22 protein-coding genes are annotated in these 22,093 nt (G+C 59.7%); 10 read left to right on the top strand and 12 right to left on the bottom strand.

Translation table 11 applies throughout. The annotated features are described in order from the left end of the window. Positions 1–6: 6 nt before the first annotated feature. The 5 genes from QP934_RS02970 to QP934_RS02950 all read left to right on the top strand — a co-directional run bounded on the left by QP934_RS02970 (position 7) and on the right by QP934_RS02950 (position 5,061). Positions 7–3,078: a bifunctional [glutamine synthetase] adenylyltransferase/[glutamine synthetase]-adenylyl-L-tyrosine phosphorylase gene (locus QP934_RS02970; protein WP_337888894.1), complete on the top strand. Its 3,072-nt coding sequence runs from the start codon at positions 7–9 to the stop codon at positions 3,076–3,078. A gap of 96 nt (positions 3,079–3,174) precedes the next feature. Beyond that, a complete protein-coding gene (locus tag QP934_RS02965) occupies positions 3,175–3,519 on the top strand; it encodes a hypothetical protein (RefSeq protein WP_419126766.1) in 345 nt (114 codons plus the stop codon). Positions 3,520–3,529: 10 nt separating this feature from the next. Next, positions 3,530–3,979, top strand: a complete 450-nt coding sequence (locus QP934_RS02960; protein ID WP_337888892.1) for a hypothetical protein — start codon at positions 3,530–3,532, stop codon at positions 3,977–3,979. Between the two features lie 145 nt (positions 3,980–4,124). Beyond that, a complete protein-coding gene (locus QP934_RS02955) occupies positions 4,125–4,343 on the top strand; it encodes a hypothetical protein (protein WP_337887852.1) in 219 nt (72 codons plus the stop codon). Positions 4,344–4,353: 10 nt separating this feature from the next. Next, positions 4,354–5,061 carry an AAA family ATPase gene (locus tag QP934_RS02950; protein WP_337887853.1) on the top strand — a complete coding sequence of 236 codons (708 nt, stop codon included), beginning with the start codon at positions 4,354–4,356 and terminating at the stop codon, positions 5,059–5,061. A 14-nt stretch (positions 5,062–5,075) separates the two neighbouring features. On the opposite strand, the gene QP934_RS02945 is transcribed toward QP934_RS02950, so the two are convergent. Next, the gene (locus QP934_RS02945) at positions 5,076–6,383 is read right to left on the bottom strand and encodes an MFS transporter (protein ID WP_419126765.1); all 1,308 of its coding nucleotides are present in this window, start codon (positions 6,381–6,383) and stop codon (positions 5,076–5,078) included. 39 nt (positions 6,384–6,422) lie between these two features. Between QP934_RS02945 and thrC the strand changes: the two genes are divergently transcribed. The 4 genes from thrC to QP934_RS02925 are packed head-to-tail and all read left to right on the top strand — an operon-like array spanning position 6,423 to position 9,401. After that, positions 6,423–7,865: a threonine synthase gene (gene thrC, locus QP934_RS02940; protein WP_419126764.1), complete on the top strand. Its 1,443-nt coding sequence runs from the start codon at positions 6,423–6,425 to the stop codon at positions 7,863–7,865. A gap of 3 nt (positions 7,866–7,868) precedes the next feature. Then, positions 7,869–8,015, top strand: a complete 147-nt coding sequence (locus tag QP934_RS02935) for a hypothetical protein (protein ID WP_005328137.1) — start codon at positions 7,869–7,871, stop codon at positions 8,013–8,015. Then, positions 7,993–8,826 carry a trypsin-like serine protease gene (locus QP934_RS02930; protein ID WP_419126763.1) on the top strand — a complete coding sequence of 278 codons (834 nt, stop codon included), beginning with the start codon at positions 7,993–7,995 and terminating at the stop codon, positions 8,824–8,826. The genes QP934_RS02935 and QP934_RS02930 overlap by 23 nt, the downstream gene beginning before the upstream one ends. Positions 8,827–8,855: 29 nt before the next feature. Then, entirely contained in the window at positions 8,856–9,401 is a 546-nt protein-coding gene (locus tag QP934_RS02925) for an NUDIX hydrolase (RefSeq protein ID WP_419126762.1), read from the top strand. A 2-nt stretch (positions 9,402–9,403) separates the two neighbouring features. On the opposite strand, the gene QP934_RS02920 is transcribed toward QP934_RS02925, so the two are convergent. From QP934_RS02920 to glnA, 5 genes are all read right to left on the bottom strand, one after another. Further along, a complete protein-coding gene (locus tag QP934_RS02920; protein WP_419126761.1) occupies positions 9,404–9,778 on the bottom strand; it encodes a hypothetical protein in 375 nt (124 codons plus the stop codon). Next, on the bottom strand, positions 9,778–9,987 hold the full coding sequence (locus QP934_RS02915; protein WP_340418679.1) for a hypothetical protein: 210 nt from the start codon (positions 9,985–9,987) through the stop codon (positions 9,778–9,780). Before QP934_RS02915 ends, QP934_RS02920 begins: the two co-directional genes overlap by 1 nt. A gap of 18 nt (positions 9,988–10,005) precedes the next feature. Next, entirely contained in the window at positions 10,006–10,977 is a 972-nt protein-coding gene (locus tag QP934_RS02910; RefSeq protein WP_340418680.1) for a TDT family transporter, read from the bottom strand. Positions 10,978–11,145: 168 nt separating this feature from the next. Further along, on the bottom strand, positions 11,146–12,051 hold the full coding sequence (locus QP934_RS02905) for an Abi family protein (protein ID WP_340418681.1): 906 nt from the start codon (positions 12,049–12,051) through the stop codon (positions 11,146–11,148). A 337-nt stretch (positions 12,052–12,388) separates the two neighbouring features. Beyond that, complete coding sequence (gene glnA, locus QP934_RS02900; RefSeq protein ID WP_419126760.1) at positions 12,389–13,822, bottom strand: type I glutamate--ammonia ligase; 1,434 nt, start codon at positions 13,820–13,822, stop codon at positions 12,389–12,391. 118 nt (positions 13,823–13,940) lie between these two features. Between glnA and QP934_RS02895 the strand changes: the two genes are divergently transcribed. Then, positions 13,941–14,414 (top strand): RDD family protein, encoded by a 474-nt coding sequence (locus QP934_RS02895; RefSeq protein ID WP_419126759.1) that lies wholly within the window; start codon positions 13,941–13,943, stop codon positions 14,412–14,414. Between the two features lie 74 nt (positions 14,415–14,488). Here the strand turns inward: QP934_RS02895 and QP934_RS02890 are convergent, their stop codons facing one another. From QP934_RS02890 to gcvP, 6 genes are all read right to left on the bottom strand, one after another. Continuing rightward, entirely contained in the window at positions 14,489–15,274 is a 786-nt protein-coding gene (locus QP934_RS02890) for a DUF4191 domain-containing protein (protein WP_239273549.1), read from the bottom strand. Between the two features lie 81 nt (positions 15,275–15,355). Next, the gene (gene lipA / locus QP934_RS02885; protein ID WP_284765921.1) at positions 15,356–16,420 is read right to left on the bottom strand and encodes a lipoyl synthase; all 1,065 of its coding nucleotides are present in this window, start codon (positions 16,418–16,420) and stop codon (positions 15,356–15,358) included. 127 nt (positions 16,421–16,547) lie between these two features. Continuing rightward, on the bottom strand, positions 16,548–17,351 hold the full coding sequence (gene lipB, locus QP934_RS02880; RefSeq protein WP_419126758.1) for a lipoyl(octanoyl) transferase LipB: 804 nt from the start codon (positions 17,349–17,351) through the stop codon (positions 16,548–16,550). 80 nt (positions 17,352–17,431) lie between these two features. After that, positions 17,432–17,824 (bottom strand): glycine cleavage system protein GcvH, encoded by a 393-nt coding sequence (gene gcvH, locus QP934_RS02875; RefSeq protein ID WP_239273551.1) that lies wholly within the window; start codon positions 17,822–17,824, stop codon positions 17,432–17,434. Positions 17,825–17,860: 36 nt separating this feature from the next. After that, positions 17,861–18,973 (bottom strand): glycine cleavage system aminomethyltransferase GcvT, encoded by a 1,113-nt coding sequence (gene gcvT, locus QP934_RS02870; protein WP_419126757.1) that lies wholly within the window; start codon positions 18,971–18,973, stop codon positions 17,861–17,863. Positions 18,974–18,975: 2 nt separating this feature from the next. Further along, a complete protein-coding gene (gene gcvP / locus QP934_RS02865; RefSeq protein WP_419126756.1) occupies positions 18,976–21,819 on the bottom strand; it encodes an aminomethyl-transferring glycine dehydrogenase in 2,844 nt (947 codons plus the stop codon). Positions 21,820–22,093: the final 274 nt, after the last annotated feature.

Below are 22,093 nucleotides of genomic sequence, written 5' to 3'. Positions count from 1 at the left end.
AGAAAAATGCGTCCTGCTGCTGTGCCTTCACCGGCCACACTAGGTCTTACCCGCCCGCATGCTGCGCAAGATATTGAGCAGCTGGGGTGGAAGAATCCGGAATCAGCGGATCTGTTGTGGACCCTCGCTGCCGTGGGTGACCCAGACCTGGCTCTCAATAATCTGATCCGCATCTATGAACAAGCCCCAGAGCTAGATGATGCCGTGCGGTCCAATGAAACTTTGCGCGTGCGCCTCTTCGCACTACTGGGGGCGTCGACCGCCTTTGGCGATCATCTCGCGGCGCACCCTGAACTGTGGCGAGAATTAGAAAAACCCCTTCCGCAGCCCGAAGAGATGCTGCAAAACCTGCTTGGTGCCGTCGATGCCCAGCCTGCGGACTTTGCTCACGACGTGGACCGGCCTGATCCGGCGTGCGAGGACTTGAGCGCGGCGGGCACTTACCGCGCCGGCGAGGGGGAGCATAAGCAGGCGCTGCGCACGACCTACCGCACTTTGATGATGCGCATTGCCGCCTGCGATGTGGCGGGCACCTTCCATTCCCGCAAGGGCCAGACCAGGCAGCAGCCGGAGGTAGGATTCCGCCAGATTACGGCGCTGACCACCGCGCTTGCCGACGCCGCCTTAACCGCCTCCCTTGCCTGCGCCGTGCGCACCATCTACGGCGATGAACCCTTGGATGCACAGCTGGCAGTCATAGCGATGGGCAAGTGTGGCGCAGGCGAGCTGAACTATATCTCTGATGTGGACGTCATCTTCGTCGGCAGCGAGGCAACCCCTAGGGCCACGCGGCTAGCGGCGGAGTTTAATCGCATTGGATCCACCACCTTTTTCGAGGTGGATGCGAACCTGCGCCCCGAGGGAAAGTCGGGCGCATTGGTGCGCACTTTGGAATCCCACGTGGCCTACTACAAACGGTGGGCGGAGACGTGGGAATTCCAGGCGCTCCTTAAAGCACGCGCTATGACGGGCTACCTCCCGCTAGGCCAAGACTATTTGGACCAGATCCGCCCGATGGTGTGGACGGCGTCGCAGCGCGAGTCCTTCGTGGAGGACGTACAGGCCATGCGCCGCCGCGTGCTGGCCAATGTTCCTGATGACCTTAAACATCGCGAGCTGAAGCTAGGCGTGGGCGGTCTGCGCGATATCGAATTTGCTGTTCAGCTCTTGCAATTGGTCCACGGGCGCTCCGATGAGACGCTGCGCGCACTTTCCACGGTGGAGGCGCTGGAGGCGCTGATTTCAGCGGGGTACGTCGGCCGCGAGGATGGCACCCAGCTCATTGAAGCCTATGAGTTCCTGCGCTTGCTTGAGCATCGTCTGCAATTAGAGCGCTTCCGCCGCACGCACACGCTGCCGGAAAAGGACGACGAAGAGGGGATGAAGTGGCTGGCGCGCATCGCCGGCTTTTATCCGCAGGGCACCAAGTCGGCGGCCGAGCGCATGCTGTCGCACCTGCGCCGGATCCGCCTGCGGATCTCCGAGCTGCACTCGCGCCTGTTTTACCGGCCGCTGCTCAATTCCGTGGTCACCATGTCCGCCGATGAGCTCAAGCTTTCGCCGGAGGCCGCCAAGCTGCAGCTGGCCGCGTTGGGCTATAACCACCCCGACCGCGCATTCGAGCACCTGACCTCCTTGGCGGCGGGAACCTCGCGCAAGGCACGCATCCAGGCGATTTTGCTGCCAACCTTGATGGAATGGCTGGCTGATACCGCAGACCCCGATATGGGCCTGTTGAACTATCGCAAGCTCTCGGAGGCCGCGAACGATAGGTCGTGGTTCTTGCGCATGCTGCGCGATGAAGGAATTGTGGGCCAGCGGCTTATGCACATTCTAGGTACCTCGCCGTTTACCTCTGATCTGATTATTAGCGCCCCAGATTCGGTCAAGCAGCTCTCCGACGGCGCCACTGGCCCCAAACTGCTAGAAACCAAGCCCGAACAGGTTTCCAAGGCGCTGGTCAATTCCAGCAAGCGCCACGCCGACCCGGATAAAGCGGTGGCGGTGGCGCGCTCGTTGCGCCGAGTGGAGCTGGCCCGCATCGCCAGTGCGGATTTGCTGGGCTTCATGCCGGTCAAACAGGTGTGTTACGAGCTATCCACCATTTGGGATGCCGTCCTTGAGGCTGCACTTCGCGCCGAGGTGCGCGCGTGGCGCCTGGCCAACGAGGACGCAGAGCCACCAGCGCGCATTGCCGTCATTGGCATGGGCCGCTTGGGAGGCATGGAGCTGGGATTTGGCTCAGATGCGGATGTGCTCGTCGTAGCAGAACCTAGCGAACCGGCCGATGACTCTGGTGCGGAAGGGGAGGCCGTGAAGTGGGCCATCGGGATCGTCGATAAGCTTCGGCGCCGCCTGTCTAAGCCTTCGGGCGACCCACCACTGGACGTCGACCTGGGCCTGCGCCCAGAGGGCCGCTCCGGTGCGGTGGCACGCACCATCTCCTCCTATGAGCGTTACTACCGCGAGTGGGGCGAGTCTTGGGAGCTACAGGCTTTGTTGCGCGCGGCCTTCGTGGCTGGCGATAAGGAAGTAGGCGAGCGTTTTATGTCCATGGTCGATAGCTTCCGCTACCCAGAAGGCGGCGCGAGCGCCTCGACCATTCGCGATATCCGGCGCATGAAGGCGCGCGTGGACAATGAGCGCCTCCCGCGCGGCGCGGACCGCAATACTCATACCAAGCTGGGGCGCGGTGCGCTCTCAGATATCGAATGGACCGTACAGCTCCTGACCATGATGCATGCTCACGAGTATCCCCAGCTGCACGATCCGTCCACACTGCGCGTGCTTGACGCCTTGGAGGAAAACGCAATCCTCTCTGCCGAGCAGGCCTCGGACCTGCGCGAAGCCTGGCTTATGGCTACCGACGCCCGCAACGCCCTGGTGCTTGTGCGCGGCAAGCGCGTGGACCAGTTGCCCGGGCCCGGCCCGCAGCTGGCCCAGGTAGCCGGTGCCGCCGGCTGGCCGCCGGAGGAGAACCAAGAGTTTCTAGAGAGCTATCTGAAACTTACCCGCCATGCCCGAAAGGTTGTGGATGAGGTCTTTTGGGGCGAGGAGGAATCCTTCGAGCATTCGTAGAGTTGGCCTTGAAAGTCCTCGAAGTGCGCATTATGGCCTTACTTTTTGCACTTTCGACTCTAAAGTGGGAGGAGAATAAGAAAGGACTGGCTGGTTATGTCTTTCAAATTGCAACTCGATGTGGACACCGCCACGGTGGGCGAGTTATCCGCGCTGCTTTCCGCAGCGCGTGCCGCGGGCGTGCGCGACGGCGACGCCCTCCACCTTGAGGGCACCACATTGACCATCGAGGTCTCCACACCGCGGGAGGAAAAGCCAGTGCCGCCGCGTCAGGAACCATCGCCCGATAGCTCCCGGCAGGCGCCTCGCTCGTGGGGGCGAGCCGACCGCATAGGGGAGGCCACCATCCGCTCCATCATTGATGCCCTCAATGATCGCGGCGAGAACCCCCACGGCAATGACTACGGTTCCTTCGGCGGTGGCGCTGGTTACCATGGCTAAAATCAGCGGAGTGCATCGACATAAGCTCATCTACCTGTGGACCTTTGTAGCTGTTGCCGTCATCGTGGCCATTGCTGTAGGGGTGTGGGCCACCAATCGCGATAAGCCGCCGAAGGGGACGATGACGGTGGGCGAGGCCGTGGCTGGCGGCGTGGTCCAGGAAGACATGCCCGCCCAGGTCAACGGTGCTATCAAAGGCGATGATTCCACTGACGCTAACCGCGTGACCTCCCTGGCTAAGGCGCTGGGCATTCCGCTCAATTCCGTCCCGCGGGGTATTACCCAGACGGAAAACGGCAAGTCCGATGTGCGCGTCTACCTTGAGCGTGAGCTCAGCAGCGCGGTGGAGGCCGGAGACATCAGCGAATCCGATGAAGAGGCAGTCCTCGTAGCCTTTGAGCAGGGACTTGTGATGCCGGCCAGCGATGGCATCGTGGCTGAAAGTTACCCGGCAAACTAGCCCTTTATTTCCTCGCGAACTGGGCGCGAAAATTCAGGCAACCCGCAGCTAGGCGGCATGGCCTTGGCAGCGATTCTCCCTAAGCTAAAACATCACAAATCGGTAACGGGCAAGGTGCTCGGTACCGAAGCTTCTGGAGGAGACTATGTCTTTCAAGACCACACTGTCGACCGCGGTGGGAGTGCTTGCCGCTATCGCCATACCTATCACCGGCGGGATAGGGGTGGCCTATGCCGTTAATACCGTGCCGGCCGATACCATCGCCCAATCGGTTCCGTCTGGCGACTTGGGTGACCACCTGAAAAACTTTGGCGCGGCGGCAGCGCAAGAAGACGCGCTGCGCGTACTCGATGAACTGAATTAACCTAGGGCCCATGCTGGTTGATGCCCTAAGCCTGAAATTCAAGCCTGATGACTACCGCGCTGAGCTGCCTGTCTTCGACTATTTAGCTGATTTGGGCAGCTTCAAGCTGCGGAGTCCAGTAACTGTTTTCGTAGGTGAAAATGGCATTGGCAAATCTAGCTTGCTCGCGGGCCTAGCTAGTGACTTGGGTTGTTCTCCCTCGGGCGGCCGCATGGGTGACCCAGATGAAATCGTTCCTCGCAGCCCCATCCGCTGTGATACTGAGGAAGTAATCCACCGCGCCTATTTCCTGCGCGCTGAAAAGCACGAGTACTTGATTGAGCGTGGGGATTCAGCGGCCGAACGGGGCGGACGTTCGACTCTTTCTCAGAACGTGGATTTGTCCCGCCGATCGCACGGGCAATCCGTCTTTGACCTGCTCTATGAGCACATCAATGGCCAAGGCGTCTACATCCTTGATGAGCCAGAATCTGGGCTGTCCGTTATCCGGCAACTGGCCCTCGTAGGGGAAATTACCCAAGCAGTTGACCGCGGCGCACAGGTCATTATTGCCACGCACTCGCCGATTCTTCTGGCCTGCCCTGGTGCGGACATTGTGGAGCTCAACGATACCGGCTTTGAACGCATCGCCTTCGACGAGGCGGAAGCCGTGGCGGCGACCCGGGAGCTTTTGGCGGACCCTGAGGGTACCGTTCGCTTTATCCTCAACCCGGAGTAATCAACCGACGGTTTCTAGGAAACCTCCACGATGGTGACAGAAGGCCCGTCTTCGCCCGCGCGACGGCGAAGGAAGTGGGTGATGACCACACCAATCATGCCTACTACCCAGACGGCTAGCACCGCAGCCGCGGCGGCAGTGAAATCCGGCATAGAATAATTGGGGGCATCGGAGGAGTGGTCCAACACCATGCCGAAGAGCTGCGCGCCCAACATGCCAGAGGTAAAACCACCCATATTTCCCAAGCCCGTAGCCGTGGCTACCACAGAGCGGTCCATGCGTTCTCGCACAATATCGAAGCCGTAATTGGCCGTCGGTGTGCACAGCGCGGTAATAAAGGACACCACCAAGATTGCCGGCAGCCCGCTGTCAGTTCCAAAGGCAAAGAATACGAGCCAAGTCAGCACGTGAACAGCCACAAATCCGAGGCTAAGCCACGGTCGAACATGCTGTGCGCGAGATGAAATTTTGCCGTGCAAGGGGCCGACGACGACCAAGAATACCGCCAGCAAGGTAAGTACCAGGCTGGACTTGGCCTTGGACATCTCCATGCCTTGGGTCATCATGGGCATGCCCCAGAGCATGACAAAGACGATGAGTGGGAGCATTCCGATGTAGTGGATGAAGTAGGCCTGCCAGGCCACTGGGGAGCGGAAGACCTTCTTCAAACGGGCCGGGATGCTGGTGGCCTGCGAGTTGGGTGGTTCCTTCTCCGTGGGAATAATCCCCAACTTCTCTGGTGAGTCTGCTACCGCCACGATAGCGGCGATGGCTACCAAGATTCCTACCGCGCCAAGGGTAACGAAGGCGGCGGTCCATCCGGCCGCACCCAGCAACCACAGGAAGGGCACCGCGGAAATGAACTGGCCCATTTGTCCTAGCGATGACGTCACCTGAGTAAACATCGGCGTGCGGTGTAGTGGGAACCAGTAGGGCAGGATGCGCATCACGGAGAGAAATGCCGTGGCATCGCCCGCGCCGATGAGCACGCGCGCGGCAATGGCTACGCCATAGCTGGTGGTAAAGCCCAGGACGACCTGGCCAATGCCCATAATGACGGCGCCGACCACGAGGAGTAAGCGCGGGCCGAACTTATCGATCAAGATGCCGGTGGGGATTTGGGCTAGGGCATATACACCTAGCTGCACGGAGGTAAAAACCGCGATGCGGCCGGCATCGACATCGAAGCGCTCAATGGCATCTAAACCGGCCACACCAAAAGAGGTACGGCCGGTAATCGCTACGAGGTAGACCGCCATGGCGGCTACCCAAATGCTTAAAGCCTGAGTGGTAATGACTTCTCTAGGATTCGGCTGCGACATGGCTGATACCTTACGCCTTAACTACTAAGATTCTTTTGTGTGAAGTACATTTCGACCCGCGATACCGCCCGTCAGCCCGCATCTTTTACCGATATTCTCCTCGGCGGGCTTGCCCCCGATGGCGGTTTATACCTGCCTGAGAGCTACCCACAGCTAGATTCCGGCGCTTTAAATTCATGGCGCAGGCTCCTAGCAGACAAAGGCTACGCGGCGCTTGCGGCCGAGGTACTTAAGCTTTTCATTGACGATATTCCGGCGCAAGACCTCGAGGCCATCGCCGTGCGCGCCTACACTAGCCCCAAGTTCGCCGATCCTGAGATTGTGCCCGTAACGGAGCTAGGCGAGGGCCTTTTCATCGGTCATCTATCTGAGGGACCTACCGCGGCTTTTAAGGACATGGCCATGCAGCTTTTGGGGGAGCTCTTTGAATACGAGCTCGCCCGCCGCGGCGAGACCCTCAATATTTTGGGAGCCACCTCAGGCGATACAGGGTCCTCTGCAGAGTATGCGATGCGCGGGCGCCGCGGCATTCGCGTCTTTATGCTCACCCCGGCCGGCCGGATGACGGCCTTCCAGCAGGCACAGATGTTTGGATTGGATGACCCGAATATCTTCAACATCGCCCTCGATGGCGTATTCGATGATTGCCAGGATGTGGTCAAGGCGGTATCGGGAGATGCTGATTTTAAGGCCGCCTATCGCATTGGCGCGGTCAATTCCATTAACTGGGCACGGTTGATAGCCCAGGTGGTTTACTACATTTCCTGCTGGCTCAAGGTCACCAAAAGCGCCGATCAGAAGGTTTCCTTTAGCGTGCCTACCGGTAACTTTGGCGATATTTGTGCCGGCCACATCGCTCGCCAGATGGGCCTTCCCATTGATCGTCTTATCGTGGCTACCAATGAGAATGATGTGCTGGATGAGTTCTTCCGTACCGGAAACTACCGGCCGCGCCCAGCCGCAGAGACCATGGCTACCTCTTCGCCGTCCATGGATATCTCGCGCGCCTCGAATTTTGAGCGCTTTGCGTTCGACTTGCTCGGCCGCGATGCAGCCGAGACCTCGGATCTTTTCGGCACCAAGGTGAAAGAGGGCGGTTTTAGCCTCGACCACGACAAGATTGCCGCTGCCCGCGAGGACTATGGTTTCATGTCTGGTTCCTCCACCCACGCGGACCGCCTAGCCACAATTAAGGACGTACACGAGCGCTTTGATTACCTGCCGGATCCGCACACGGCCGACGGCATCAAGGTGGCTCGCGGCGCACAGCGCGAGGGTGTAAAAACGCCCATCGTGTGTCTGGAGACCGCGCTGCCGGTGAAGTTTGCCGAGACCATCAAGGAGGCCATTGGCTCTGCCCCTGAGCCGCCCGAGCGCTTTGCCAGCATCCTCGATACTGAGCGGCACGTCAAGGACTTGCCTAATGATGCCGCGGCGGTAAAGGATTACATCACCACGTCGATTCAGAAAACGGAGGTTTAGGCCATGGCCCTAGAAAATTTTGCCGGCCCGGAACACTACACCGAGTTTGATCCGGAAAAGTTCATCCGCGATCTCAAAGCCCAGGCGGAGATGGATGCGGAAGAAGATAATAAGGACAACGCCGGGGATGCGGACGCGGAGAGCAACTAGCGTCTTTGTAGCGTGCACGGCCGCGTTCCTTGCGGCCTGCAGCCCGGTACGGGGTGGGGAAGAACCAAGTTTCGCCGCCCTGTCTTATAAAAACCTCATTCCCAATGAGTCCTATTCCCCGGCCACGGCACCGCTCGCGCCGGGCACCGCCTTGGACCTCTCCGGCGATGAACCGCGGCCGGGCGCCTATTTCAACTACCAGTCGTGTACCGCGGCATGGTCATTTACGCTTGCCGACGCCCGCACGATCGCCGTCACCGCTTCCCATTGCGGCAAACCCGGCGATAAGGTCTGGGCCGGAACCGCCGACGGCAACTTTAGCTACCCCGCCGAACCTATCGGCGAGGTCATCTACTCTGATTTCTATTCCGAAGACAGCCACGACCTCGATGTGGCCTTTATCGAGATCACCGGCAGCGCTGAGTACTATGTCCCCGGGGCGGTAGACAATAGCGTCGCCACCTCCCTGGCTCACCTGCCACATCAGGTGTGCAAGCTTGGCCGCGTGACCGATGAGACGTGCGGCACGCTTTCCCAAGATGCAGAGATGGCGCAGCTGAACTCGGAGGGACTCCAGCGGGATTCGCTCGCGGCTAGGGCGCGCGTATGCAGCACCAATGGTGACTCCGGTGGTCCGGTGTACGGCGAAGTAGAAGGAAAACAAACCATTGTGGGCGTGGTCTCGGGAACGACGCAGCGCCTCGAAGAAGGCCACACCTGCCAAACCACGCCGACGGACATGGAGCTGTCTTTCACGTTGGCCACCGATATTCAGCTTCTAGCTAAAGAGGTTTTGGGACCCGTGGCCTAAGTGCGCCGCACTGGTCTACGCTAGGTGGCATGCCGACTCCAGATTTTATTATTCAGCTGCGCGAAAAGATTGACCACGAGCAGATCTTTGTGCCGGCCTGCAGCGCCATCATCATCCGTGATGTTCCGGCAGACGCCGCGCTCTGGGAAGTCCCCTCCGTGCTCCTAGTAAAGCGTTCCGATAACGGTACGTGGACCCCGGTGGAAGGAATCTGCGAGCCAGGCGAGGAGATCACCACCACCGCGCTGCGAGAAGTCAAAGAGGAAGTGGGGCTTGACGCCAAGGTGGAAGCCCTTTTGGGCGTGGGGCAGTCCGGCCCTGTGACCTACCCCAACGGTGATGAGTGCACCTTTATGGGAACGGCGCTGCGCGTATCAGTAGCGGATGGCGCAGAGCCGGTCATCAGCGATGAAGAAAATACCGAGGCTGGGTGGTTCTCCGTGGCGAAGCTTCCCGAAAGCGTTTCGCGCCGCCACCGCCTCATGATTGCCGACGCCGTAGCGCAGATGAAACATCCCCGCGGTTTTGCCCCGCGCATGGGCTGGATGAAGCGCAGCGAGCAACCGGGACTGTAGGGCTAGTCTTCTGCGGCGTCGGCAAGCAGCCCGCACAATTGCTGTGGATTTTCGGCAGCGATGAGCTCTTGTGCAATGCCAGCGCGCGCATCGGCAATGCCGTCTTTGTCGCCGCAGGAAATCACGGTATCGCTGATAGGAATTAAGAGGTTTCCGCGCCGGGCTAGGTCATAAAAGAGCAGGCAGTCTTGCGCGCTCCAGCGCCAGGCCGTGGCGTAGAAGTCCCGCGCGCCTGAGCCAAGCCACGACGTCTCCAAGAGCAGGTGGCCGCGGCGCAGGAATATGCCGTCTCGCCGCAGGCCGGCGAGTACGTCTCTCACCGCAGTCAGGTTGGCGCGATCCCAAGCGATGAAGGTGATAGGGGAGCTATTTTGCATCAGCGGCGCCGGCGACGATTGCCATCTGCGCGGCCACCGGAATAGGCGCGCACGGAATTCTCGCCGCCTTCGGGGCCCAAGTCATCTATGCCCCAGGAATCTTCCGCATAGATTGCGTATTCCCTGCTCCAGTGCTCGCGCCGCGGTCGCGCTTCACGCGTGCGGCGGCGTGTGCGGCGTTTGCCTCGTTCAAAGCTAGCGTCTTGCATAGTGGCTGCGCCTCCTTGCTACCTTTCTGGACCCGTCTTAATGAGTGGTTCTTCAGGGCCGGTTTCCTTCTTTCCCTCCCACACCCAGCTGAGGAAGCGGGTGGAACACAGCGCCCAGTGGGCGGTGAGGAGGACGGGAATGGTGAGCGCAATGGCGTCGATAAGCTCGGAGCCATTGACCAATGCCAGCTGGTGGCCGCCCATGCTTACGGTGCCTGGCGGGAATGTGCAGGACCACCACGCCGGCGAGTACGGAACCCACCGTGCCACATTGGGATAGAACGTAAACATCGCGTAGATGGACAGCGGAATGGCGATAATAAGCGCCGTAACGCCGTAATAGATGGACACCGGGCCGGGGAAGAGAATCTGCATTGCCGTCGTGGACTGGCCCACTACACCTAGCGGGACCCATGCGGTGGCTGATTTCGCGCCGGTGAAATCCACCTTGCCGTGCCATGCGGCCCAGTACACGCGGGCGAAGGTGGGCACCGCCGTCACCAGGGACATGAAGAAAAATACCGTACCCATCACGTGGTAGAGCGGGCCGTAATCATTAGCCAGCCAACCGGAAACGGAAGCTGAAATCATAGGGCCGACCAGCGGCAGGCCCCAAGTGAACTTCGGTTCGCCATCAAAGCGCGTGAGCTGAATAGCCCACGTGATAACCGTAACTGGGCCACCGATCCAAAAGCCCACTAGACGGAATGTAGGGATATCCGTCAGACCGGAAAGCGCAGCGCCGAGCGCCAAGATTCCGATGAAAAACATCGACCACTCCGCCATAGTGGTGCGCTCAAAGCTAGGGTGGCGGTAGCGCAAGAAGCCCGCGGTGAGAACGACAAAGATGACGCACGCGATGGCGGCAAAAATGCCGGCCAGGATCATCATGCCTTCTTCCACGAGCAGGCGCGAAACGATGGAGGTGCCCATGAGGCTGCCTCCCCACGCGGGGCCAGGGGCTGGGAGTTGGCGGAATCTATCTGTCACACCCATATGTTAATTTCTTTCGATCGGGTTATCAGAATTTTGCTGTCGTTTTTGCTGGTGAGAACTCTCGCTAAGCGTGCATATAGGGGCGGGGGTCAATCCCACGTGAATGTGTGTCTGGGGTCGCAAAAAACTGGGGTGCCGTTGTGCGTTCATAAACCAAGGAGGCTATGAATGATGAGGATTCGCTATACCTTGGTAGAAAGCCGGAGTTTGTTTGATGAGCTCTAAATACTCATCCAAGAATCCAACCCATGATTTCGTAAGAAAGAGAAAATTATCAAGGGCTACAATTACTGCCAGTAGTGAGTTCTCGCCATAATTTTGACCTAAAACCTTCTCAGCACGTCGTTTCGTAGCATTGGATACTGCAGGTTGGTCCAAAACGAAACTGTTCCATAACCGAGCTGAGTGAGCACACTTATTTCTCACGAATGTAAAAGAGCGCAATTGGCGCGCTAAATATTGTTTCTTTACGCCAAGAATGGAACAAGTCTTTGCGTAAACTTGGTTGTTGTCGTTTCGGAAGCTTATTGCTTTCGACAACGTACCAAAGGACAGTGCCTCGACTGCTACCCAGATTGGAACATCGTAAACCCACCTTTCAGTGTCGGATCCTGAGTCCTTTTGGTATTTGTGGAGGTATGGTTCCTTAGACCGCTTGAGCTCACTGATAATTAGATCGTGTGTGGGCCTCATAGTCGGATTTGGTGGGCGCCGGTAAGCAGTGGGCTGAAGATACTTCTCATAAGGAGAATGGATTTCACCTTCGCTGAGAGCAAAGGCCGTCCTGGCCGCAAGCTCTGCTTCTTGGAGCCCGCGGAGAAGGAGAGAACGAAGTTCGATGTCCAACCGGTAGATGTTAACTATTTCATCCCATTGGGTGCCAAGGAAGAATCTGGCTTCGTCCCCGGCTATGTCTTCTTGGAAGTACCGCATGTAGCCCGAAAAGCGGTAATAATTTTGGCGCTCAAGGAACTCTTTAGCAGATTTTTCGGAAGGAAGGATTAACCCGCGGTGCTGAATTAAACTTACTTGCTCTTGAATGCTTAGGAACTTCTTCCTGCGGTTCATTGCTTCAGCATAGCAAAGCCCCCCTCTCATATTGAGCTGTTCCTATGGGAAGCTTGGAGGGGGTATCGATTGACTAAAGTATAGCTCAAAATGCGCAATTTTAGTAATCATTTGCGCAAACTTTTGTTCTCGGGCCGCGAATTTGGAAAACGCTGCGGTAGTCAATTAACGAGGAGTGGCCACCGCTAATAATCAAGGGCGCTTGTCAATAGTGGTTGTACAACCTCTGAATCCAAAGTGCACAGAGGATCTGCAAAGCCCCCAAAGGCCACTCAGCAATTTGGGGCCTAGGATGGCGCAAAGCTGGTGGCGAGAGGGGGCGTCGGCAAACGCTGCTTTAGCAGTCGTAGTACATCTCAAATTCCTGCGGGGTAGGACGCAGGCGAACCGGGTTGATCTCGTTCTCGTACTTGTAGTTGATGTAGGTCTCGATGAGATCCTCGGTGAAGACATCGCCTTCGGTGAGGAAGTCCATGTCCTCCTGCAGGGCCTTGAGGGAAGCCTCGAGGGAGGTCGGTGCCTGTGGGATGGACTCAGCCTCTGCGGGCGGCAGCTCGTAGAGGTCCTTATCAACTGGAGCATGCGGCTCAATGCGGTTCTTTACGCCGTCGATGCCGGCCATCATCATGGCGGCAAAGCCCAAGTACGGGTTGCCGGATGGATCCGGTGCGCGGAACTCGATGCGCTTGGCCTTCGGGTTGGAACCGGTAATCGGGATACGGATAGCGGCCGAGCGGTTGCGCTGGGAGTACACCAGGTTAATCGGGGCCTCGAAGCCCGGCACCAGGCGGTGGTAGGAGTTCAGCGTCGGGTTGGTGAACGCGAGAACGGCACCGGCGTGGTGGAGGATGCCGCCGATGTAGTAGCGGGCGATATCGGAAAGGCCTGCGTAGCCAGCCTCGTCGTGGAAGAGAGGCTTGCCGTCCTTCCACAGGGACATGTGGGCGTGCATACCGGAACCATTATCGCCGGCCAGCGGCTTGGGCATGAAAGTTGCGGTCTTGCCCCACTGTGCCGCAGTCTGCTTAATCACGTATTTGAAAGTCTGAATGTCATCGCCCGCGTGCAACATGGAGTTGAAGCGGTAGTTGATCTCATTCTGGCCGGCGCCGACCTCGTGGTGGAAGCGCTCGATTTGGAAGCCAACCTTTTGCAGGTTCTCTACCATGGCATCGCGCACCTCACCGTGCTTGTCATACGGAGCGGTGGGGAAGTAGCCACCCTTCATGCGGGTCTTGTAGCCAGTATTCGGGGTGCCGTCGAAGTTGGTTTCGCTATCGCGGTTCCACCAACCCTCATCGGAGTCCACCTCATAAAAACCGTGCTGGGCATCGGTGGCGTAGCGCACGGAGTCAAAGAGGTAGAACTCGGCCTCAGCGCCAAAGTTGCAGGTATCGGCAATGCCGGTGGACTGCAGGTACTCTTCCGCCTTGCGCGCGATGTTGCGCGGGTCGCGGGAGAAAGGCTCAAAGGTAAATGGGTCGTGGACGAAGAATTTGATGTTCAGGGTCTTGGACGTGCGGAACGGATCGATATGCGCGGTGGCTGGATCCGGCAGCAGGGTCATATCGGACTCATCAATGGTGGTGAATCCGCGGATTGAGGAGCCGTCGAAGGCAAGGCCATTTTCGGCATCTTCTACGGTGAACTCATCTGCTGGGATGGAAAAGTGGTGCTCGGTGCCTGGGACGTCCGTAAAGCGGATATCGACGAACTTTACGTCCTCGTCCTTAATAAATTGGACGATGTCCTGCACTGTCTCGAAAGACACGTTTGTCTCCTCGTTGTTGACCGGTGAATTGTCTCTCTATAGCCTACTAGGTTCCGACCGTTGGCATCGTGATTCCCCTCGTTTCACATCTCACTTTGTGCCCGCTAGATTGGTGAGCATGGCAGATAAGCGTACGTGGCTCGACGGGCCGAATATTCCGGGCGAATACGATGACATGGAAGGCCCCGGCCGTTGGCCGGGCGAAAAGCTCGGCCTTCCGGAGTCCGGGCCGGGATCACTGGCCCCCGTTGGCCGCCGCGCCGGCGCCGTGGCGATTGACTGGATCGTGTGCATGCTCATTGCCAACCTGATCCACATGTTCACCACGGAATTCGGCGGTGTGGCTTTCTTGGGCTACGCCCTGTGGGTCATCATGGGCATTGTGTGTGGTTGGCTCTTTGCCCGCACCCCCGGCATGCTGCTGCTGGGGATGGGCGTGGCGCGTCTCGATGTCCCCGGTGCCCACGTGGGCCTATGGCGCGCGGCGTTGCGCACAGTGCTCACCGGTGTGCTGTTCCCAGCGGCCATGGTTGATGCGGATGGACGCGGCATGCACGACCGCGCCACCGGCACCATCGTTATCCGCTCCTAAACAGCCTGCTTTCAAGGGCATAAGAAAATCCCTGCTACGCCGTAGACGGTGTAGCAGGGATTAGCTTTAGGCGCTTATTTATTCTTCTTGCGCTGCTGGGCACGGCGCATGCGGCGGTTCATGCCGGCCATGTTCTGCGCCTGGTGGGGCATAGGGCCCTTAGGCATGCCCGGGGTGGTACCCGGCATGGAATCCATGGCCTCGATGCGGCGGATGTTGTCGTAGGTTTCGTTCTTATTGAAGTTGCGCGGCAGCTTCATGACCTTATTGCGCAGCTTGGATACGGGAACCTCGTCCTCGCCGTTGCCCACGAAGATCTCGTAGATGGGAACGCCGCCGGCGATCTTGTCTACACGCTTCTTAAGCTGGTTCAAGGTGGGGCGTACGCGGTTCTTATTGCCCTCGCAAACGAAGATGACGCCGGCGTTGCCGATGACGCGGTGGATAAGATCCTGCTGGCGGGTGGCGGCCACACCGGTCTTTACGGACCACACGATGCCCACGGTATTGCGCAGCTGCTGCTCTAGCGCCCAGCCGGCAGCGCCCGGCTGGTCTTCCACGCGCTTGTACATATCGCGCTCAAGGCGGCGGGTAAAGAGGAACATGGCGAGCAGGGCGCCGATGCCCAAGCCGAGGATGAGCATGAACCACTGGCCGCTAAAAAGCAGGCCAATGAGGAAGAAGAGCAATCCCATGCCCAGGAAGGCACCCAGCATGATGGGGATAAGCGCCTTATCCTGCTTGCGCTGCATATTGAATGCTTGCCACATCTGGGACCAGGTTTGCTTACGCTGCTGGCGCTTGGCCGCGCGTTCTTGCTTCTTTGCAGCCTTTAGTGCTGCCTTGTCATCTTTCGCCATGGCTCCTACTTTAAAGGTCAACGGGCATAAATGTTAAAACGGCCCACGCGAAAAGCGCAGGCCGTTATGAAAACGTTCGGTTTAGCGGATGGTAGCCGCCGCCGAATTCGCATTAGCCGGGGTCTTGGCCATGCGGGTGGTCACAGGAGTCTCTTCCGAGGGGCCGTACTTCTCCAGCAAGGTGGAGGCCTCTTGGGCGGTGGCACCCTGGGAGGTCTCGGCCAGGTGCTTGAGGTTTTCCGGCAGCTCGAAGCCGCGCTTTTCCATGGCCTGCACGTAGAGACGGCCGGCGCGGTAGGACGAGCGCACCAGAGGGCCGGACATGACGCCGCCGAAGCCGAGCTCCTTGGCCAGCTTGGAGTGGGCGACGAATTCCTCTGGGCGCACCCAGCGCTCAATCGGGTGGAAGCGCGGGCCGGGGCGCAGGTACTGGGTGATGGTGATGATATCGCAGCCGGCAGAGCGCAGGTCACGCAATGCTTCCTCGACCTCATCCTCGGTCTCGCCCATGCCGAGGATCAGGTTGGACTTGGTAATCAGGCCATAGTCGTGGGCCTGGCGGATAACGTCCAGGGAGCGCTCGTAGCGGAAGGCCGGGCGGATGCGTTTAAAGATGCGCGGCACGGTTTCCAGGTTATGGGCGAAGACCTCCGGCTTGGCCTCAAAGACCTCTTCCAAAAGGTCCGGCTTGCCGGAGAAATCCGGGGTGAGGTTTTCCACGCCGGTATGCGGGTTAAGCTCGTGAATCTTGCGCACCACCTCGGCGTAGAGCCATGCGCCCTCATCCGGAAGATCGTCGCGGGTAACGCCGGTAATGGTGGTGTAGTTAAGGTCCATCTCCTGGATGTTTTCGGCCACGCGGCGCGGCTCGTCGCGGTCGAGTTCTTCCGGCTTGCCGGTGGCAATATCGCAGAAGTCGCAGCGGCGGGTGCATTTATCGCCACCGATAAGGAACGTAGCCTCGCGGGATTCCCAACACTCGTGGATATTCGGGCAGCCTGCCTCTTGGCACACGGTGTGCAGGGATGCGCCGGCCACGCGGGACTTCATGTCCTCGTAGCCCGGACCAGTGCGGACCTGGTTGCGAATCCAGCGTGGCTTTTGTTCGATGGGTGACTCCGCATTCTTCTTTTCAATGCGGAGCATCTTGCGTCCTTCAGGCTTTACAGTCACAAAAACTCACTTTATCGGTTGATGGTGGTGATGGCTAATAGCTCTTCTAGGTATAAGTCGCCGCGGTCACATCCTATTCCGCGCCAGCCCCGAACGAGGGCTAGTGCCGCGCTTGCCGACGCCTCTCCCGTGCCCTTTCATTGGCCAGCTTCGTGGGATCCGGGGCTGAGCCGAAGGTGTGGTCGGCAACGATGAGGCGGCCCGAAAGGGCGTCGTCCAGCGCTTGCAACAGCGGCTGGGTGGCGTCTTCGAGACTGACCTGGTGGCCCAGTTCTAAGGACAGGGTGGTCACGTCGGCGTCGTCGATGCCGCAGGCCACAATGTGGTCGTAATAGTCCAACGTATTGCAGCAATTGAGCGCCAAGCCGTGCATGGTCACCCCGCGGGTAATGCGGATGCCCAGGGCGGCAATCTTGCGGTCGCGCTTCGGGGCAGCCGGATCCTTGGCCTGGGTGGTGGAAGGGACCCAGACACCCGAGCGGCCATCGATGCGCCCAGCGGTGGTAACTCCCATCTGTCGCACAGTCTGGATGGTGGCTTCCTCTAAGCGGCGGACATAGTCGACGACGTCGACAGGCTCGGCCAGTTTGATAATGGGGTAGATGACCAGCTGGCCCTCGCCATGCCAGGTGATGCGCCCGCCGCGGTCCACGGTGATAACGGGCAGGCCATTATCCGGCATATCCTCGGGCTGGGTGCGCTTGCCGGCGGTATAGACGTTCGGGTGCTCGACTACCAGCACCACGTCGCCTTGCTCGCCTTTGGCGCGGGCGGCTGCTATCTCGGCCTGGTAATCCCACGCCTCTTGGTAGTCCATCCGGCCCAAGAAACGAACCTCTAGTGGCTTATCGGAGGCGCGGATGGAGCGCTCGGCGGGGAAGAAGGGATCGCGTGGTGCAGTCATAGCCTCAAAGTTTCCTCTGGTGCGGTGGGCAAAGCAAAGCGGGAGGATGCGCGTGGCACACCCTCCCGCGTGGGGCCGAATTAGTCCAGGCCGTTAGCGGATGCGTAGGCGGCGGCATCCATGAGCTCGCCGGGTTCATCTACCTCGACCTCGAAGAGCCAGCCCTCACCAAACGGGTCGTTGTTGATGACCGCGTAGTCATCGTGCACGGCCTCGTTAACGGCCTTGACGGTGCCGGTGACAGGGGAGTAGAGGTCAGAGACGGACTTGGTGGACTCGACCTCGCCGCAGGACTCGCCGGCGGTGACGGTATCGCCCACCTCCGGTAGCTCGGCAAAGACAACCTCGCCCAGGCGATCGGCAGCGACGGAGGTAATGCCGATGCGCACGGTAGCGCCTGCGACGGCGTCAGCGGTGGCGTTGACCCACTCGTGGTCTTCGGAGTAGGAGAAATCTTGTGGAAGGGTAGCCATGGTGATGTAGTCCTTTCGGGCTGGTTGAGAAGATGTTTACTTGTCGCGCTTGTAGAACGGCAACGTGGTTACTTCAAAAGGATAGCGCTTGCCGCGGATCTCTACTTCGACTTCGGCGCCGGGCTCGAGTTCGGCGCTGGTTTCCAGCAGCGCGATAGCCACTGGGTGCCCCAGGGTGGGGGAAGGCTGGCCGGAGGTGACGGTTCCGACCTTTTTGTCTCCCACGAATACTTCGGCTCCGGCGCGCGCGGCGCGGCGCTGCGTGGAGGTGAGGCCGGTGATCGCCACCTGTGGGCCTTCGGCGGCGCGCTGGCGGATGACCTCGGCGCCGACGAAATCGGCCTCCTTCTTGGCAAAGGCACGCGCCATGCCCGCTTCTACCGGGGTGATATCGCGAGAGAGCTCGTTGCCATAGAGCGGCATGCCGGCCTCGAGGCGCAGGGAATCGCGGGCGGCAAGGCCGCACGGCTTGAGGTCGTATTCCGCGCCGGCCTTGAGCAGTTCTTCCCACAGCTGCGGGGCATCGGAGTTATACACGATGAGCTCGAAGCCATCCTCACCGGTGTAGCCGGTACGCGCGATAATGGCGAAGGTGCGCGCTACCTTGCCCATGGTGGCAGCGTAGTAGCCGAGGTTATATACCTCGTCCTGCTTATTGTCTTCTACTAGCGGCACGAGGATTTCTGCGGCCTTAGGGCCCTGGACGGCGATCATGGCGACGTCGCGGGACTCGTTCTTCAGGGAAACATCGAATCCCTCAGCGCGCTTATTGAGTTCGTCCCACACGGTATCGGCATTCCCGGCATTCGGCACGACGAGGAATTTGTCCTCTTCAAAGCGGTAGGTAATCAGGTCATCGATGATGCCGCCGTCTTCAGCGGCAATCATGGAGTACTTGGCCTTGCCCACCTTGAGTGGCTCAAAGTTGGAGATGAAAGCATAGGACAAGAACTTGTCGGCGTCGGCGCCGTTGACCCAGATTTCGCCCATGTGGGACAGATCAAAGAGGCCAGCGGTGCTGCGCACCGCGCGGTGCTCATCCAGCTCGTTCTGGTACTTCAAGGGCATGTTCCACGGGCCGAAGGCCGTGAAAGTGGCGCCGAGCTTCTCGTGCTCGGCATGAAGCGGGGAGGTAAGTAGTTCGGTCATGGTTACTCCTCAGAATCGTCGATGTCGAAAGCTTCTGGTGGTGGGCAGCTGCATACTAGGTTGCGGTCGCCGTAGGCCTCGTCGATGCGGCGCACCGGCGGGAAGTACTTGTAGCTGTGGCGCAGGGATTTCACGGGCCACGCGGCCTTTTCGCGGCTGAAGGCGAACTCCCACGTATCGGAGCCGATGGACTCCGCGGTAAATGGTGCGTGGTGGATAACGGAGCCCTCGTAGGAAACCTCGCCGTCGATGATCTCTTGAATCTCGGCGCGAATGGTGCGCATTGCCTCAATGAAGCGGTCCAGCTCGCCCAAGTCTTCAGACTCGGTGGGCTCGACCATAAGGGTTCCGGCCACCGGGAAGGCAAGGGTGGGGGCGTGGAAACCAAAGTCCACGAGGCGCTTGGCTACGTCGGCTGCGGTGACCCCGGAGGCGTCAGTAAGCGCGCGCAGATCCAGGATGCACTCGTGTGCCACCAAGCCAGCGTTGCCGGTGTAGAGCACAGGGAAGGAATCTTCCAAGGACTTGGCCAGGTAGTTCGCGCCCAAAATGGCGTGGGCGGAGGCTTGAGCCAGGCCCTGCGCACCGGTCATGGCGAGGTACGCCCAGGAAATCGGCAGCACACCCGCCGAGCCGTACTTGGTATTGGTAATTGGCACGCCCTGACCTACTGGGGTAGCGGTGGTGGCATCCAGCTGCGGATCCGCGGCATTGGTGGGCAGGAAGGGGATGAGGTGCTCGGCCACTGCGACCGGACCCACGCCCGGGCCGCCACCGCCATGCGGAATGGTAAAGGTCTTGTGCAGGTTGAGGTGGGAAACATCGCCGCCGAACTGGCCTGGGCGGGCCCAGCCGGTCAGCGCGTTCATATTGGCACCGTCGATATAGACTTGGCCGCCCACTGCGTGGACCTTATCGCATACGTCGCGGACCTCCGGATCAAAGACACCGTGGGTGGACGGGTAGGTCACCATGATGCCGGCGATGTGGTCGCCGTGCTTGGCAATCTTGTCATCCAAATCCGCCAGGTCGATAGAGCCGTCCTCGGCGGTCTTCACCACTACAACGCGCAGGTTAGCCAGCGTTGCCGAAGCCGCATTGGTACCGTGCGCGGAGGCTGGGATGAGCACAACATCGCGCTCGTTATCGCCATTGGCTACGTGGTAGCGGCGGATGGCCAAAAGACCCGCCAGCTCGCCCTGGGAGCCGGCGTTGGGCTGGATGGAGACCTTGGCGTAGCCGGTGACCTCGGCCAGCCACCCCTCAATCTCTTCTACCAGTGCGCGCCAACCGGCGGTTGTTTCCTCTGGTGCGTAGGGGTGAATGCCTGCAAACTCCGGCCAGGAGATAGGTTCCATGGCGGCGGTGGGATTGAGCTTCATGGTGCAGGAACCCAGCGGGATCATGGTCCGGTCGAGCGCCAAGTCCTTATCTGCTAGCTTGCGCAGGTAGCGCAGCATCTGGGTCTCGGAGTGGATGCGGTTGAAGATCTCGTGTTGGAGCGGCTCTTCGCCGCGCTGCAGGTTCTCCGGCAGGGCAAAGTCGGCCTCAGCAGCATCGGCGCCGAAGGCTTGGGCGAGCTTGGCGACGTCCCCCTTGGTCGCCGACTCACCAAAGGACACCGATACCTTATCCTCGCCGATGGTACGCACGAGGTAGCCCTCTTCTTGGAGGTCAGCCTTGATGGTGGCGGCGTCTACGCCGGAGACAGTAACGGTATCGAAGAAGTCCTCCGAGACTAGTTGCTGTCCAGCATCCTTGACGGATTGTGCAAAGGAGGAAGCGAGCGCGTGGACGCGCTGGGCAATGGCCTTGAGACCTTGCGGACCATGGTAGACGGCGTACATAGAGGCGACGTTGGCCAGCAGTGCCTGTGCAGTGCAGATATTGGAGGTAGCGCGTTCGCGGCGAATGTGCTGCTCGCGGGTCTGTAGTGCTAGGCGGTAAGCGGGGCGACCATCCGCGTCCTTGGACACGCCCACGATGCGGCCAGGCATCTGGCGCTTGAGCTTTTCCGTGACCGCCATGTAGGCAGCGTGCGGGCCGCCGAAGAAGAGTGGAACACCAAAGCGCTGGGAAGAGCCGAGCACAATATCGGCGCCCAGCGAGCCAGGTGCCTCCAGCAGGAGCAAAGAAAGTGGGTCGGTGGCCACGGTAGCCAGTGCGCCGCGGGTGTGTAGCTCCTCGATGATGGTGGAGGGGTCAAAGGTATCGCCTTCGGTACCGGTGTAGGCGATTACTGCGCCGATGAGATCCTCGCCCACGAGGCCTTCGCGCAGGTCCACGATTTCTACCTCGAGGTCAATCGCGCGGGCGCGCTCCGCGGCGACGGTAAGCACCTGCGGGTGCAGGCGAGAATCCAGCACCACGCGGCGCCCCTTCTTGACCGCGCGGGACATAAGCCCCACGGCTTCCGCGGTGGCGGAGGCCTCATCCAGCAAGGATGCGTTCGCGATGGGCAGACCGGTCAGGGACTCAATCATGGTCTGGAAGTTCAACAGCGCTTCAAGACGACCCTGGGAGATCTCTGGCTGATACGGGGTATAGGCGGTGTACCATCCCGCATCTTCCAATAAACCGCGGCGGATGACCGCGGGGGTGAGGGTGTCAGAAAAACCTTGTCCATAGAAGGACTTCAGCACGGTGTTCTTGTTGGCGTACTCCCGCAATGTAGCCTGCGCCTCATCTTCCGAGAGTGCCTCAGGAAGCTGAGGCAGTTCTGCGGCGCGGATCTTTGACGGAATGGCGGCATCGACCAGCGCGTCCACGCTGTCGTAGCCTACCTTCGCAAGCATGGTGGCCTGCTCCGCAGAATCCGGCCCTAGGTGGCGGGAGATGAATTCCATGTCAGTGAGACTCCTTAATAGGGGGACAGTGGCTGTAACCGCCCCAATTATATGTTTAACAATGGGTGAACCGATCCCCCTTTGGAAACTTTTATGCAGCGCGTCACTGCATAGGGCTGCGCCTAGTGCGCTCACCATGGGCTTAGGGGCAGAGCTCCCTCTACACCTCGAATAAAAGGGGATGGATTAGTCCGGTGATTTTGGATCCGTCACCCCCACTTGGCACCCCAGGCATAGCTAAAGCCTCTTAGCCCCGCAGTGGGACTAAGAGGCT

The organism is Corynebacterium sp. MSK122 (genome assembly GCF_030229435.2).
GTDB lineage: Bacteria > Actinomycetota > Actinomycetes > Mycobacteriales > Mycobacteriaceae > Corynebacterium > Corynebacterium marquesiae.
The sequence above is the reverse complement of the archived record's forward strand: the minus strand, read 5'-3'. Positions and strand labels throughout refer to the sequence as shown.

Coding starts and splice junctions, on each gene's coding strand:
- QP934_RS02915 (WP_340418679.1), bottom strand. CDS start 9,987: ATGCAAGACGCTAGCTTTGAACGAGGCAAACGCCGCACACGCCGCCGC.
- QP934_RS02935 (WP_005328137.1), top strand. CDS start 7,869: ATGGCCCTAGAAAATTTTGCCGGCCCGGAACACTACACCGAGTTTGAT.
- gcvH (WP_239273551.1), bottom strand. CDS start 17,824: ATGGCTACCCTTCCACAAGATTTCTCCTACTCCGAAGACCACGAGTGG.
- lipB (WP_419126758.1), bottom strand. CDS start 17,351: ATGACTGCACCACGCGATCCCTTCTTCCCCGCCGAGCGCTCCATCCGC.
- QP934_RS02895 (WP_419126759.1), top strand. CDS start 13,941: ATGGCAGATAAGCGTACGTGGCTCGACGGGCCGAATATTCCGGGCGAA.
- QP934_RS02965 (WP_419126766.1), top strand. CDS start 3,175: ATGTCTTTCAAATTGCAACTCGATGTGGACACCGCCACGGTGGGCGAG.
- QP934_RS02945 (WP_419126765.1), bottom strand. CDS start 6,383: ATGTCGCAGCCGAATCCTAGAGAAGTCATTACCACTCAGGCTTTAAGC.
- gcvP (WP_419126756.1), bottom strand. CDS start 21,819: ATGGAATTCATCTCCCGCCACCTAGGGCCGGATTCTGCGGAGCAGGCC.
- QP934_RS02905 (WP_340418681.1), bottom strand. CDS start 12,051: ATGAACCGCAGGAAGAAGTTCCTAAGCATTCAAGAGCAAGTAAGTTTA.
- QP934_RS02970 (WP_337888894.1), top strand. CDS start 7: ATGCGTCCTGCTGCTGTGCCTTCACCGGCCACACTAGGTCTTACCCGC.
- QP934_RS02950 (WP_337887853.1), top strand. CDS start 4,354: ATGCTGGTTGATGCCCTAAGCCTGAAATTCAAGCCTGATGACTACCGC.
- gcvT (WP_419126757.1), bottom strand. CDS start 18,973: ATGACCGAACTACTTACCTCCCCGCTTCATGCCGAGCACGAGAAGCTC.
- QP934_RS02925 (WP_419126762.1), top strand. CDS start 8,856: ATGCCGACTCCAGATTTTATTATTCAGCTGCGCGAAAAGATTGACCAC.
- QP934_RS02930 (WP_419126763.1), top strand. CDS start 7,993: ATGCGGACGCGGAGAGCAACTAGCGTCTTTGTAGCGTGCACGGCCGCG.
- QP934_RS02890 (WP_239273549.1), bottom strand. CDS start 15,274: ATGGCGAAAGATGACAAGGCAGCACTAAAGGCTGCAAAGAAGCAAGAA.
- QP934_RS02920 (WP_419126761.1), bottom strand. CDS start 9,778: ATGCAAAATAGCTCCCCTATCACCTTCATCGCTTGGGATCGCGCCAAC.
- lipA (WP_284765921.1), bottom strand. CDS start 16,420: ATGCTCCGCATTGAAAAGAAGAATGCGGAGTCACCCATCGAACAAAAG.
- QP934_RS02955 (WP_337887852.1), top strand. CDS start 4,125: ATGTCTTTCAAGACCACACTGTCGACCGCGGTGGGAGTGCTTGCCGCT.